Origin of the sequence: Rossellomorea sp. GCM10028870 (assembly GCF_042666755.1) — a bacterium.
Taxonomy (GTDB): Bacteria; Bacillota; Bacilli; order Bacillales; family Bacillaceae_B; genus Rossellomorea.
In genome coordinates this window covers 1,670,411-1,684,916 of record NZ_JBHTGN010000001.1, presented here as the reverse complement: position 1 = coordinate 1,684,916, position 14,506 = coordinate 1,670,411, and the positions used below count along the sequence as shown (strand labels likewise).

Annotated in this window: 13 protein-coding genes; 12 read left to right on the top strand and 1 reads right to left on the bottom strand. The window is 41.0% G+C overall.

The genetic code is table 11. The features are described 5' to 3' along the window. The first annotated feature begins 17 nt into the window (after nucleotides 1–17). The 3 genes from ACFQWC_RS08655 to ACFQWC_RS08645 all read left to right on the top strand — a co-directional run bounded on the left by ACFQWC_RS08655 (nucleotide 18) and on the right by ACFQWC_RS08645 (nucleotide 2,977). Nucleotides 18–263 carry a YkuJ family protein gene (locus ACFQWC_RS08655; RefSeq protein ID WP_044337569.1) on the top strand — a complete coding sequence of 82 codons (246 nt, stop codon included), beginning with the start codon at nucleotides 18–20 and terminating at the stop codon, nucleotides 261–263. A gap of 157 nt (nucleotides 264–420) precedes the next feature. Next, the gene (cbpB, locus tag ACFQWC_RS08650) at nucleotides 421–861 is read left to right on the top strand and encodes a cyclic-di-AMP-binding protein CbpB (RefSeq protein WP_299740523.1); all 441 of its coding nucleotides are present in this window, start codon (nucleotides 421–423) and stop codon (nucleotides 859–861) included. Between the two features lie 622 nt (nucleotides 862–1,483). Next, a complete protein-coding gene (locus ACFQWC_RS08645; RefSeq protein ID WP_299740524.1) occupies nucleotides 1,484–2,977 on the top strand; it encodes an MDR family MFS transporter in 1,494 nt (497 codons plus the stop codon). On the opposite strand, the gene ACFQWC_RS08640 is transcribed toward ACFQWC_RS08645, so the two are convergent. Next, on the bottom strand, nucleotides 2,966–3,691 hold the full coding sequence (locus ACFQWC_RS08640; protein WP_299740525.1) for a sulfite exporter TauE/SafE family protein: 726 nt from the start codon (nucleotides 3,689–3,691) through the stop codon (nucleotides 2,966–2,968). The genes ACFQWC_RS08645 and ACFQWC_RS08640 overlap by 12 nt on opposite strands. A 109-nt stretch (nucleotides 3,692–3,800) precedes the next feature. Between ACFQWC_RS08640 and ACFQWC_RS08635 the strand changes: the two genes are divergently transcribed. The 9 genes from ACFQWC_RS08635 (at nucleotide 3,801) to ACFQWC_RS08595 (ending at nucleotide 14,502) form a co-directional block, all read left to right on the top strand. After that, on the top strand, nucleotides 3,801–4,679 hold the full coding sequence (locus ACFQWC_RS08635) for a transcriptional regulator CcpC (RefSeq protein WP_299740526.1): 879 nt from the start codon (nucleotides 3,801–3,803) through the stop codon (nucleotides 4,677–4,679). Nucleotides 4,680–4,775: 96 nt separating this feature from the next. Further along, nucleotides 4,776–5,486: a 2,3,4,5-tetrahydropyridine-2,6-dicarboxylate N-acetyltransferase gene (gene dapD / locus ACFQWC_RS08630; protein ID WP_299740528.1), complete on the top strand. Its 711-nt coding sequence runs from the start codon at nucleotides 4,776–4,778 to the stop codon at nucleotides 5,484–5,486. Nucleotides 5,487–5,600: 114 nt separating this feature from the next. Further along, nucleotides 5,601–6,719 (top strand): N-acetyldiaminopimelate deacetylase, encoded by a 1,119-nt coding sequence (locus ACFQWC_RS08625; RefSeq protein ID WP_299740530.1) that lies wholly within the window; start codon nucleotides 5,601–5,603, stop codon nucleotides 6,717–6,719. A gap of 225 nt (nucleotides 6,720–6,944) precedes the next feature. After that, nucleotides 6,945–9,347, top strand: coding sequence for a hypothetical protein (locus tag ACFQWC_RS08620; RefSeq protein WP_377106886.1), 2,403 nt, complete (start codon nucleotides 6,945–6,947; stop codon nucleotides 9,345–9,347). Then, complete coding sequence (locus ACFQWC_RS08615) at nucleotides 9,344–10,279, top strand: ABC transporter ATP-binding protein (protein ID WP_299740534.1); 936 nt, start codon at nucleotides 9,344–9,346, stop codon at nucleotides 10,277–10,279. Before ACFQWC_RS08620 ends, ACFQWC_RS08615 begins: the two co-directional genes overlap by 4 nt. Further along, on the top strand, nucleotides 10,276–11,121 hold the full coding sequence (locus ACFQWC_RS08610) for an ABC transporter permease (protein WP_377106884.1): 846 nt from the start codon (nucleotides 10,276–10,278) through the stop codon (nucleotides 11,119–11,121). The genes ACFQWC_RS08615 and ACFQWC_RS08610 overlap by 4 nt, the downstream gene beginning before the upstream one ends. 11 nt (nucleotides 11,122–11,132) lie before the next feature. Then, entirely contained in the window at nucleotides 11,133–12,626 is a 1,494-nt protein-coding gene (locus ACFQWC_RS08605) for a hypothetical protein (RefSeq protein ID WP_299740538.1), read from the top strand. Beyond that, nucleotides 12,623–13,624, top strand: coding sequence for an AAA family ATPase (locus ACFQWC_RS08600; protein WP_299740540.1), 1,002 nt, complete (start codon nucleotides 12,623–12,625; stop codon nucleotides 13,622–13,624). Before ACFQWC_RS08605 ends, ACFQWC_RS08600 begins: the two co-directional genes overlap by 4 nt. Continuing rightward, on the top strand, nucleotides 13,621–14,502 hold the full coding sequence (locus ACFQWC_RS08595; RefSeq protein ID WP_341357841.1) for a DUF58 domain-containing protein: 882 nt from the start codon (nucleotides 13,621–13,623) through the stop codon (nucleotides 14,500–14,502). The genes ACFQWC_RS08600 and ACFQWC_RS08595 overlap by 4 nt, the downstream gene beginning before the upstream one ends. The last annotated feature ends 4 nt before the right edge of the window (nucleotides 14,503–14,506 follow it).

Sequence of the window (14,506 nt, the reverse complement as noted above, 5' to 3'; positions counted from 1 at the left end):
GAAAGGAGAGACCAATTATGTCTCAGCTTCTTGGAATTATACAAAGATTAAAATCATTACAAGAACAAGGTGAACAAGGGGAAACTCAACAACGATTTTTCGAATACAATGGAAAGAAAATTTGTGAGGTAAAGTATTTACCGAAGCAAGATACATTCGAAATTGAAGTCATGAATGAAAAAGGAAGCAGTTTTCCTTTCGATAACATAGACATTACAGCGATTGAAATTTTTGAACTTCTACAAGAAGCTCAACAAGATTAATGCACTAAAGAGGTAACCATTTGGTTATCTTTTTTAGTCTTTAATTCAATCGTCAAAACATACTTTTTTGTTTCGATATGTTAAGATGGTTAGTGTCCTCTTCTTTTATTTATAGATGGGCACGCAAATTCTTATTTTTTAAAATGAGGGGTTATACATGATTTCATTGAGTAGCAAGGAGTTATTAGAAACGAATATTAAAGATTTCATTATTCCTTCTGAGAAGGTGGCTCATGTTCAAGTGGGGAATTCCCTGGAGCATGCGTTACTATTACTCACTAAGAGTGGTTACTCAGCCATCCCTGTGCTTGATCCGACATTTCGCTTTCAGGGCTTGATTAGTTCAAGTTTAATTACCGATTCCATTCTTGGTCTCGAGCGTTTTGAGTTTGAACAACTTGAAGCAAAGAAGGTAGAGGAAGTCATGACAACTGAATTTCCCATTGTATCCTTACAATCGGATTTTAAGAAAGCACTTGAGCTTTTAGTGGACCATCCATTCCTATGCGTGGTTTCTGATGACGGATACTTTGAAGGGATCATGACAAGGAGAGTTGTGTTAAAGCAGCTTCAACGACAACTGTTTAAAAGGGATTAAACCCTTCATGATAGTTACATAATGTTAAGATCATATAGGATGGCATATTTGTCATCCTCTTTATTTTACGCTCTTTTCGTAAAGTTTGTGGCTATTATAGATAAGAAAGTACTAGTTGATTTCCGCTCCAGGATGCTCGCTTTCCGCGGGGCTGGCGGTGAGCCTCCTCGGCTGCGCCTCCGGGGTCTCACCTGTCCAGCTATTCCCGCAGGAGTCGATCATCCTTCCGCTGCAACCAACTTTCTGAGCATGAATTCTTAATCGAAAACAATTAAAACAAGCTTTCTAGAAAACAATCTCATTGAAGGTAAGGAGAGATTGATTGTCTTAAGGAAGTATTTTTCAAGTATTTTTTTTAAAAGCACAAGTTGAAGCTCTGTCACAAAAAACCTATAAAAGATGGTGAGGGGAACTGCGCAGACTCCTGCGGTAGTACGGGCGTGCCGAGACCCCGTTCGGCTAAGCTGAGGAGGCTCGGCCGAACGCTAGCTGCAAGCGGAGCAGTTCCCCTCACCATCCAGCGCACACTAATTGACAGAGCCTTGCAGAACTCATGTTAAAAACAACAATCTTTCCGAAAAGAGCGTTATTTTATATTGAACACGATTTAAAGGAGAACAAGATGAGCAGTTTAGAAATGAATTCAGTCAAAAGGACAAAAAAACCGCTTGTATTGGTTGCAGTGATGCTGGCTATGTTCATGGGGGCCATTGAAGCAACAATCGTCTCTACTGCCATGCCTGCCATCGTAGGGGATCTCGGTGGTTTTTCTCTTTATAGTTGGGTGTTCTCTGCTTATCTTTTAATGAATGCCATTACGGTCCTGATTTACGGAAAGCTATCTGATTTATTTGGAAGGAAGCCGATCATCACGATTGGGATCGTTATTTTTCTTATCGGCTCCATCTTATGCGGGTTTTCTCAAACGATGGAACAATTGATCCTATTCCGATTTATACAGGGCTTTGGAGCTGGAGCGGTACTTCCTATGGCCACTACCATTGTTGGCGATATATATTCCAAGGAAGAACGTGCGAAAATACAAGGGTATTTATCAAGTGTGTGGGGGATATCTGCCATTAGCGGACCACTTGTCGGAGGATTATTGGTTGAATATGCAAGTTGGAGATACGTCTTTTGGGTCAATATCCCGCTAGGCTTGTTATCCATTGTTGGTCTATGGCTTTACTTACATGAGAATGTTGAAAAGAAAAAACCGGTTATCGACTATGGGGGAGCTTTTCTACTGGTTGTTTCCCTCTCATTATTAATGTTTTTACTGGTGGAGGGAGGAGTTCACCTGCCTTGGAACTCTTGGCAGGCGATGTTCCTGATCATTCTTTTTATTTTGGGTTTTGTAGCGTTTATTTATCAAGAGCGACGAACGGCACAGCCGATGATGCCTTTTGATTTATGGAAGGTCCGTTCCATTTTGGTCGCCAATATCGTTTCATTAACAACAGGCGTCATGTTAATCGGTATTTCAAGCTTCCTCCCTGCCTTCGTACAAGGCGTCATGGAGCGAAGCGCAACGGTTGCAGGGTTTACATTAACGGCGATGTCGATTGGATGGCCGATTTCAGCAACAATCGCGGGACGTTTATTATTAAAGATCGGTTATTTTAGAACCTCCTTGATTGGTGGATTATCACTCATACTGGGTGGAAGCATCTTTGTCATGATGGACCCAACCTACGGTCCTTTATGGGCTGCGTGTGGATCATTCTTTGTAGGTGTAGGGATGGGACTCACTTCAACATCCTTTATCGTTTCCATTCAGTCTACTGTCGAATGGCAGGTTCGAGGGATTGCAACTGCCACCAATATGTTTATGAGGAATTTAGGTACGACGATAGGGGCTGCATTATTGGGTGGAATCCTGAACAGCCGCCTACAGACATACTTGGAAGAAAGCGATAAAGATTTTTCCATAAATGATGTGAATATGCTCTTAAACAAAGTGGAAAGAGAGAAATTATCTTCTGATGTACTTGACTTGTTTCAAGGTGCGCTTACAGGTTCCTTGAAATCCGTATACCTTGTTGTTCTCCTTTTCGCCCTGTTTAGCTTTGTCGGTATCCTATTCCTCCCAAGGGACCGTTCCCTAAAGAAATAGGTTTTTTCCGAGTTGTAATATAAGAATAAAAGTGAGGATGTTTAGTAGGATTTGTATATGTTTCGTAGAAAGCTTAGATGCTAGTCTTACAGCCATCTGAGCACCTACAAGGCCGCCTAGAGCAAAGGGGATGGCAACTCCCCAATCGACGTGGCCATTATGAAAATAGACTGTAAATGCACCTGAACAGCTTACAAAGGTTTGAAAACGGGTAAGAGCCACTGATTTAAGATACGAAAGACCGTGCAACAAATGAGTGTACATAAGCATGGTAGCCTGCCCCGGTCCAAATAAACCGTCATACGTACTGATCAAGTACAAAAATCCATAAGTCCGATAGTGCTTCTGTTTATTTTCCTTTGGCTGGAATCCTTTTATTATACTTAGTAAAAGAGCAAACAGCAGAAAGAAAAAGGCCATCCATTCGAGCAAAGAGGGAGATATGCTATCCGATAAAAATGCCCCTGTCACCCCCCCGACCAGTGCAATGGGAAGAATGGGTAAACATTCTTTCCATGAAACTTTCCGGTCCCTGATTAAATAAACAAAGCTTGAAAAAGAACTCATAATATTTGAAAATTTAGCCGTAGCAATGGCTGTATGAATAGGTAAACCAATTAAAAGCATCACCGGCATACCAATCAATCCGCCGCTCCCTGCCAAAGTGCCAATAAGTGCTACAACCAATCCAGTGAAAAAGAGAATCACTTCCATTATCCAACACCTCATTTCGAGTCTACTATCAGTGTATTCCATTCCGGATAATAATGAAATTTTATATAAATTAAGATATAATATAAGAAAAACTTATGAAGGTGAAAATATGGCGTTTTCTGAATATCAATTACTAAACGTACTGGCTCAGGAAATGAACATGCGTAAAGCAGCAGAGCGGTTATTTGTATCACAGCCGGCATTATCTCAAAGACTCCAGACAATTGAAAAGGAATGGGGAACAAAATTATTCCTTCGTTCTCAAAAAGGTCTGGCATTGACCCCTGCCGGTGAGCTTGTGGTGAAATTGGCTGAAGAGATGTTGCAGAAGGAAGAGAGTGTGAAGGAAAGAATTCAAGCTTTGGAGTTTGAGGTGCATGGAACCTTAAAGATTGCTTGTGCATCCATCGTGGGTCAGAATTGGCTGCCTAAAGTACTCAAACGATTTGTTGAAACCTATCCTCATGCCAAGATTTCTTTAATGACAGGGTGGAGCTCTGAAATTCTTAAAGCGATATATGAAAATGAAGTGCATATCGGAATTATCAGGGGAACTCCTGATTGGAAGGGTCCAAAACACCATCTCTTTCAAGATACATTGTACTTGGTGGATAGAGAAATCCAATCGATTGAAGAGGTCATGAAAACCGATCGACCGTTTATCCAATTTAAGAGTGATTCAAACTACTATCAGGAAATTCAGGATTGGTGGCATCGTCAATTCCAGACAACTCCGAAAAGAACGATTGTTGTAGATCAAATTGAAACATGTAAGCAGATGACCTTAAATGGAATCGGCTACGCAATATTGCCAGCCATCACTTTAGACGGCATGGAAGAAGACATTTATAAAGTACCTTTAATCGATGAACATGACTCGTTGATACACAGGGACACATGGTTACTCGGGTATGAATCCGCATTCCAATTAAGACAAGTGGAGGCGTTTGTTGAAGTTGTAAACGAATTCATTCATGAAAACTCATAGGATTCGCGTTTATGGCTTGTCTTCTACTCTTTAATTTGATAAAGTAATTCAAGAAAACGAATTCTGAATTTATACATAATTACGGAGGGTATTCTTATGAAAATGATGGACGCAAACGAAATTATTTCTTTTATTCAAAATAGTACTAAATCAACTCCTGTGAAAGTTTACGTGAAAGGTGATTTAGAAGGGATCGACTTTGGTTCATCTTCTCAAACCTTCCTTCAGGGAAACGCTGGGGTAGTATTCGGAGAGTGGAGCGAGCTTTCTACTATTCTTGAAGAAAATAAAGATAAAATCGAAGACTATGTATTAGAAAATGATCGTCGAAATTCTGCGATTCCTCTTCTTGACCTAAAAGGGGTTAAAGCGCGTATAGAACCAGGCGCCATCATTCGCGATCAAGTGGAAATCGGTGACAACGCAGTTATTATGATGGGTGCAATGATCAATATCGGTTCTGTAGTAGGTTCAGGAACGATGATCGATATGAATGTTGTACTTGGTGGCCGTGCTACCGTAGGGAAGAATTGTCATATTGGAGCGGGTGCGGTGCTTGCCGGGGTAATTGAGCCGCCATCTGCAAAGCCCGTCGTCATCGAAGACGATGTAGTCATTGGCGCCAATGCCGTTGTCCTTGAAGGTGTAACAGTCGGAAAAGGAGCTGTCGTTGCAGCTGGAGCGATTGTTGTGGATGATGTAGCTCCATACACGGTTGTGGCAGGTACACCCGCAAAGAAATTGAAAGACATTGATGAAAAGACAAAATCCAAGACCGAAATAAAACAAGAATTACGTCAACTGTAATCATTTCAACAATAGCATGATCAAGGAGAGAACGGACGGTCGGCGTCTGTTCTTTTCTTATAAGGTCTCATTTTCGCTAACTACCCATCTATTATTCATGTAAGGAGGATACCCATGTCTACTTTAGACTTTAAGTCGATCAGGAGAGATCTCCATCAAATTCCTGAACTTGGGTTTCAAGAGTTTAAAACACAGCAATACCTATTAAATTATGTTTGTAGCCTGCCTGCTGACCGATTAGAGATTAAGACCTGGAGAACAGGGCTCTTCGTTAAGGTTCATGGCACAAATCCTACAAGAATGATTGGCTACCGCGGGGACATTGATGGCCTGCCGATCACGGAAGAAACAGGATTGGATTTTCCTTCATCACATGAAGGGAGGATGCATGCATGCGGCCATGACTTTCATATGACGATTGAGCTGGGGGTTTTAACCCATTTCGTTAACCACCCTATAGAAGATGATCTTCTGTTCATATTTCAACCCGCAGAGGAGGGACCAGGTGGAGCGAAGCCTATGCTTGAAAGTGAAATCATGAAGGAATGGAGGCCGGATTGTATATTCGCACTTCACATTGCACCGGAATATGAAGTGGGGACGGTGGCTGTTAAAGAGGGGCTGCTTTTTGCCAATACGTCCGAGTTATTTATTGATTTTAAAGGGAAAGGCGGCCATGCTGCCTATCCTCATCATACCAAGGACATGATCGTCGTGGCCTCTTCCTTTGTTACACAAATGCAGTCGATCGTGTCAAGGAATGTCGATCCATTAGACAGTGCGGTCATCACCGTCGGAAAAATGGAAAGTGGGACGGTGCAAAATATCATTGCTGAAACAGCCAGATTGGAAGGTACCATCCGTACCCTTTCAGCCGAGTCGATGGAAAGTGTGAAAAAACGGCTGGAAGCGTTAATCGATGGTATGAAAATCAGTTATGATTGTGATATTCGGGTGGATTATGGCAGCATGTATCGCCAGGTCTATAATGATCCGGAGTGGACAAATCATTTCATTTCTTTTCTCCAAAAAACGAATCGGAACCTCGTAATCTGTAAAGAAGCTATGACGGGTGAAGACTTTGGTTATATGCTTGAGGAAATACCGGGCTTTATGTTTTGGCTTGGCGTGAATTCCCCATTTGGCCTGCATCATTCTAAATTAAACCCTGATGAAGAAGCGATAGACTTTGCCATCTCCCTTCTCTCAGATTATATTGGCGGAATAAAATAATGAGTATGAATCACGGAACGTTATCTACGGATATCGTTCCGTGATTTTTTTGTCAATACAAGAAAAATTAACATAAATTTCTAAAATGGTCTTGCTAAGAGTTTATAATAGTGTAAAATTACACTTAAGGTAGATGGAGAATGAGGAAAAAGATAAAAATAATAGAAACTTTTCCCATGATGATTACGTCTATTTTTGTAGAGAGAAAGAAAGAGGGGAATGCATGTGAAAAGATGGACGAAAGCAATATTTGTGATGACATTAGGGTTCTTGATGTTTCTTTTCATGGAAGATACAACACTCGCACAAGCGCAAATTAGAATTTCAGTGGAAGAAGGAATCGATGGAAAAGTGAAGGAGGGAAGTGGTTTCCCCCTTAAAGTAACCGTAGAAAATACAGGCTCTGATTTCAAGGGAGATCTATTGTTTGACTATGCTCCTTCCTTTCAGACCGGAGGATCAAGAGCGTTATCCATAGATGTGCCAGCAAACTCAAAACGTACATACACATTATCCATTCCAGGATTCAATGATGAAATCAGGCATAATTCCAATCAGGAAACCATTCATTTGTTCCAAGGATCTTGGGAAAAAGGAAAAGAAATAAAATTTAACGGAGATAAACGATTAACTCCTAATTTCATCTATAGCAATTATACGGCCATTGGATTATTGAGTGAAAATCCTGACCGTTTGAAGGGAATTAAAGGGGCTAACATGGGAGGAAATCAGGTAGAGACGTTAACGCTCACAAAGGAAAACATTCCTGAAGAGAAGAGCGGATTTCAAATGCTTGATTATCTTATCATTGACCAATTCAATATTTCAGAACTTAGCCAGGATCAACAAAGTGCGTTAAAAAGCTGGGTTGAGACAGGTGGTGTTTTAATTATTGGAGGGGCACCTCATTTGGAGGATACTCTTGGTTCTGCAGCAGATATGGCTCCTCTTATGTTCGGGGAAGAATCAACACTCTCCGACACTTCAACCTTTAATGTGAAAAAGAATATAGAGGCTTCCTTTAACTCATTAGCAATCTATAAAGGGACTGTTAAACCAGAATCGGATGTTCTGGTTGAGCAAGACGGGATACCATTGGTCGTGAAAAGTTCAGAAGGCTTAGGGGAAGTGTGGCAGACGGCATTCTCACTGGGTGATCCTGTATTAAATGCATGGGAAAGCTATGACGAATGGTTTGCAAATGTCCTTTCTAAAACAGAGCCATACTTTTTACTTGGCCAGTCCAACGGAGATCAAAGTTTCCTGGAGAGGATTTATTATGAAGTAGCTGACAGTAATGAGCTCTTTCCGACTACTAATTTTAAAATAAGTACTCTAGTCATCATTCTCATCATTTATTTGATTGTTCTTGTACCTTTGCTCTATTTCTTATTAAGAAAAGTGGATAAGCGTGAACAAGCATGGTGGATTATTCCTGTCATCTCGGTCCTCGTTTCCTCAGGGATCTTTATCACCGGGGCTAAAGATAGAATCTCGAAGCCTCATTTGAATCAAATGAGTGTCTTAAAAGTCGAGGAAGATAAGAGCGTACACGGAATTTCAGCATTTAGCGCGTTATCAAACTCCGGGGGGGACTATGATTTTATTTCAGATAAGCATCATTTAGATATCACACCTGCAAGAGTCAGGAATAGCCCGGGGGGAGTAAATCAGTATAAGTTTGCAGTTGAAGAGATGACGAAGGATAAACGATCCATTACATTTCGGGATGTAGAATACTGGTCCACGAGGACATTACTCGGTACAAGCGAAAAGGAAGAAGTAGGAAGGTTTATACCGGAATTAGTGTTAGAGGATCAAACCTTATCCGGTACAATTCAAAATGATTTTCCATATGATTTTACAGATGTATATATTTGGTCGGGGTCCAGAATGTATCGTCTGGGGGATATGAAAGCCGGGGATACCCTCGAAGTTGATAAAAAGCTTTCAACGAATTATTTATCTTCTCCTATTGGTGTGACACCGAATATTTCATCGCCATTACCGAATCAGCAAAATATTAAGCAGCAAAAGAAAGAACGGTTGGAAAACTTCGCATCCCAAATGATTTCTGCGGATAATGAAAATAACTCCCCGGTCATTTTTGGATATACAGATGCGGAGATATTCCATATGAAGATTAAGAACAAAGAATCCAAGTCTGAAAATTTCTCATTACTTTATCAACATTTTCCTTCCCTTGGAAATTATAAGGGTGCTATTACACTTAGGAATGAACAGCTTGATTTGGATGTATTGCCTGTTAAGGGACAGGTGATTGAGCATTACTCACATAATGGTGCAGATGAGATGGGACTCGAAGATGGGACATATGAGCTATCCATTCACCTCCCTAATCAAATTGAATTATCTAAGGTTACGCTTCATTCTTTAAATATGACTCTTCATACAGGAGGGGTGCTTCAGTTTTCTCTGGTCGATCCACAAACAGATGAACGGCTGGTGATTTCTGAATCATCCACGAACTCAATCGAAGTAAAAGAAAAATTGAACAAGTATATCAATGACAAAGGGGAAATCGTTTTCGAGTTTGAAAAACGATCTCAAGGGGATCCATTTGTTCGTCTCCCTGATATTGTGTTGAAAGGAGAGGTCCGACCATGATCGAGATTCAAAACTTATCTAAAAGCTATGGGTCGTTCCTGGCCCTTGATGATCTGAACTTATCCATTGAAAAGGGAACCGTATTTGGCTTTGTTGGTCAAAATGGAGCAGGGAAATCTACGACATTTTCCATTTTGGCTACTCTCTTAGCTCCTACTGAAGGAACGGCTACAGTGAACGGATTCAATATAAGTAAAGATCCCAAAATGGTCAGAAGGCAAATCGGCTATATGCCTGACTTCTTTGGCGTGTATGATCAATTAAAAGCTGACGAGTATCTGGACTTTTATGGTGCAAGCTATAAAATTCCTGCAGAGCAAAGAAAGAAACTCATTCCCCAATTGTTGGAACTGGTGAATCTATCTCATAAAAAAGATTCCTATGTTGACCTTTTATCCAGGGGGATGAAACAGCGTCTTTGTTTAGCAAGGTGCCTCATCCACGATCCGGAAGTGCTGATACTCGATGAACCGGCATCAGGGCTTGATCCGAGGGCCAGGATCGAAATGAGGGAAATTCTTAAAGAATTAAAGAAAATGGGGAAAACGATTTTAATTTCCTCTCATATCCTTCCGGAGCTTGCGGAAATGTGTGATGAAATTGGCGTGATTGAAAATGGGAAACTCGTAGCTCATGGTTCTGTTCAGGATATTCAATTTCAACTGCAGGCAGATAAACTGATTGTCGTGAAGGTAAGGGGAATGGTGGAGAGTGCTGTGGCATTCTTTGAAGACGACCCATTTGTTTCAAAGGTTGAAGTGGATGAGGAGAATAGAACGTTTCAATTTCTTTATAAAGGAGAAGAAACGGAGCAAATAGAGCTATTGAAAAAAGCTGTTTTAAACGACATCCAGATTGTGAGTTTCAAAGAGACTGAAACGAATTTAGAAGATGTCTTTATGGAGATCACGAAAGGAGTGACACTTACATGAAACAGTTACTCATCAATCCTATGTTAAATAAAGAATTTAAACTTCGCTTTCGTTCGTTTAAAGCATTTATCGGGATGTTATGCTACTTGATTGCCGTAGGAATTGTCGTGATCGGTTTCATCTATATGCAAACGCGATTTTCAAATACTGGTTATTTTCGTCCCGAAGAAAGCCGTGTGATGTTTATGATTCTCTCATTCTTACAGCTTGTTCTCGTGTTATTCATTACACCCGGGTTAACAGGCGGTGTCATCAGCGGAGAAAGAGAGAAACAAACTTTAAGCATGTTGTTGACGACGGAGCAAAGCTCAATGAGTATAATACTGAGTAAACTGGTCTCGTCCGTTTCTTATTTGTTATTACTCGTCGTCTCAAGTTTGCCTCTATACAGCTTTGTGTTCTTGTTCGGGGGAGTTTCCCCAACGGATTTACTTTTTTTATTCGGATACAGTTTGTTCATCGTTTTTGCATTTGGTTCCGTCGGAGTTTTATATTCAACGATTATCCGAAAGACAATCGTTTCCATGGTCACAACCTATGCAACGGTTCTGTTTCTCGCAGGGGGAACGTTATTCCTCTTCATGCTCTCAATGGCAATCGGGAGCGGCCCTTATCAGAATCAGACCAATCCTGCTCCGTATTTAATCGCCATGTTTAATCCGGGGATTGTCATGATGGGTCATTTTGAACCAATGGCGATTGAAGAAATATACACTCGCAGCGGCATTACGTTTCCATTATGGATTTCATTCCTGATCATTTACACTGTTCTTGGATTGATTTCCCTGTCCCTCAGTATCATGAAGCTACGACCAAGCATGAAGGTGAAGAGTGCTAAATAAAGGGTGAGAAGATGGAACAAACTCAACAATTTCTTCAATTGCTTCGGCAAATAAGAAAAAAGCTCTGGATCAATCAATTATGTTATTACATTCAGCTCCTGCTTGTTTGTGCAGGTGTCTTTGTTCTAGGCATCGTTTTGATGGCAGCGTTAGTTGTAATCCCATATTGGGAAAGAATCCTATGGGTAGGCTGCCACTCCATTTTCATTGGTGTTGCGATATTGTTTTATCGAAGGAGAGCCACCTTGAAGGATAGTGCCTTAACCTATGATGTGTTCGTAGAGGACAATCGTGTAAGTTCCGCTTATAGTAGCCTTCATAGTGGCCATGCTCTTTCTTCATTGGTTGTGCATGATGCATTGAATAAGATGAAAAGGGCTCATCCGGAAGTCTTGAAATATAGAAAGAAGAGAATTAAGCCTTCATTCCTGATAACAAGCGGAACTCTTATGCTTTTATCCTTACTGATTTTCACGCAGTGGAATACCTCTTTTCAGGAAGCGAATCGGATTGAGAAAGAAAAAGAGATCATTGCGGAGTCAAATAAAAGAATAGAAGAAAAGGCGAAAAAGAAAGAGAATGCTTCTATTAAAGAAAAACTGTTGAAAAAAAATGAAGAGCTCGGGAAAGTAAAGGAAGCGGCCAAACGATATGATGAAATAACCAAAAAAGTGAAAGAGCTCGAGTTTCATAAGAAATCAATAGAGAAACAGAATGAAAAGCTGCAGGAAGTGAAGAAAAGGATAGCGGATATTCATCTAGAGAACGTAAACAAAGCGCTTCAAGAAAAAAATAGCGATAAACTCCAGCGAGCTTTTAATCAATTGACAAAAGCACAAAGAGATCAGCTATTAATGGCTTTAAAATCAAAGGATATTGCCTCCTTGGAAGAATTATCAGAAATAATGAAAGAGTCGGATGGCATAGAAGAACAATTAGATCAATTTGCTAAACTTCAAGATGAACTTCAAAATGAAGCCGGTCTCTTAAAGAATGCAATCGGAAAGGGTAATACAACAGGTTCAGAACCATTGGCACAGAATTCCGGTAAAGCGCCGTCTAACCAGGCAAATAGTAAGTCACAGGGGAAAAAGGATCCTTCTTCATCTGCAAATGGAAATCAGCCAGGCACCAGTGCTACAAATTCTCATGGCCAGGGAGGGAATGGCAACGGTGCAGGAAATGGAAACGGTTCCTCCCCTCTAGCAGGAAACGGAGCCGGCAACGGGCAAGGATCCAGAGAGATGCTTTCTGTCCCGGAAAAAATCAAAGGGCATAACCATATTGAACGGGATACAGGCAAATTAGGCGAGGGTCAACAGGGAGAGCGGTTTGAAAGCAATGGGCCGGTACAAAAGGGAACCCTTCGTCCATATGAAGAAGTGTATCAGGATTACTATTCTTTTTACCGGAAGTCGTCGGATCGTTCCACGATCCCTAAAGATTTAGAGAATATCGTGCAATCCTATTTCAGTGAAATAGATCCAGGGGAGTTGGCAGAGTGAATTTAGAGGATAAAGAACAACAATTTAAACATGCATCTTTGAAGATAACAGAAGTGAAGGAAGAGGTTCAGCGCTTTATCGTAGGGCAGGAGGAAATTGTAGAGGGTGTGCTTTGGTCCATCCTTGCGGGAGGTCATACTCTCTTGGAAGGTTTACCCGGGTTAGGGAAAACGATGTTGGTGCGTACCCTTGCGGATGTTATGGACCTTAGCTTTTCACGAATTCAGTTTACCCCGGATCTAATGCCTACAGACATCACTGGAACAATGGTCATGAAACAAAGCAGGGACGATCAACATCCATTTGTTTTCCATCAAGGTCCTTTGTTTCATCACTTAGTGTTAGCGGATGAAATCAACCGTTCGACACCCAAGACGCAAAGTGCCCTTCTTGAGGCAATGGCAGAGAATACGGTCACGGTGGTAGGTGAAACGATGACATTGGATAAGCCCTTCTTTGTCTTGGCCACTCAAAATCCGATTGATCTTGAAGGAACGTACCCTTTACCTGAAGCCCAAGTTGATCGGTTTATGTGTAAAATCTTGGTTTCCTATCCTACTAAAGCAGAGATGAAACAAATTATCCAGCGTACAACAGGAACCGAAGACATCGTTCTTGAGAAAAGGCTGAATCAAGCTGAACTATTAAGCATTCAGGACCTCGTGAAAGAAATTATGGTCACAGATGAAATGATTGACTTTGCCATTGATATTATTGATGCAACACACCCTAAAAGTGAAAGAACAACGGAAAGGATCAAACAATATGTTGAATTTGGGAGTGGACCAAGGGGGCTTCAAAATGTCATTCTTATGGCCAAAGCCAGAGCGTTGACACAAGGAAGGTACCATGTTTCCATTGGAGATCTGAAAAAGGTGGCTCCTCTCGTATTGCGGCACCGTATGATCCTGAATTTTGAAGGAGAAGCAATGAGTGTTGGAACGGATGAGCTCATCCTTGAAATGATCGACTTCGTTCAAAAAGGTGATAGTCGGTGAAAACGCTTTGGCAAAGCCAGTTTCTAGCTCAATTGAAAAGGCACAGGATCACTGGTACACGATTAAAGAGCGGTCATCATAAAGGTTCCCGTCTCGCAACCCATCATGGGAGTTCCCTGGAATTTTCCGATTATCAAATGTATGAACCTGGGGATGATGTAAGGCAAATCGACTGGAATGTGTATGCCAGAACGGAAAAGGTATATATCAAAAGGTATCTGGATGAAAGAGAATTAAAGGTTCATATTTACCTTGATTGCTCGAATTCCATGTTAATAGAAAGTAGAAAGTGGAAGAGAGCGAAAGAATTAGCTGGAGCACTGTCATTTTTAGCTCTTTCAAATGATGATCGTCTAACATTGCATTGCATGGGAGCTCATCACCAAAAGTGCTTTATGAAAAAAGGGGCACGGGACGCAAAAGCGATTCTCCATGACATTCAAGAGCTGTCCCTGGACCGTACAGGGGAAGTTGGGATTTCCTTTTTTGAGCAAGTAGGAAAAGGGGTACGAAAAAAAAGCGCCGTATCCTTTATTCTTTCTGACGGGCTCGAATCGCTCTCATTGATAGAGGAAGCACTCAGAAAACTTTCTATTAGAAGAGAAATGGTTTATTTTATCCAACTTCTCGATGAAGAAGAGCTTACGCCATCCTATCAAGGTGATGTCAAATTATTAGATAGTGAAAAACACCAGGAAACGAATGTATCAATAAGTCCGAGGATGGTGGAGCTCTATCAGGAGCGATTACTTAATCACAACAAAGAGATTGAAGCATTATGCAATCAATGGGGGTTTGGCTATATTCAAACAAGTTGCCTGCCACCATTAAATGAAATATTCTTTAAGGATTTGAAAGAAAATGGATGGATCCGCTGAGGTG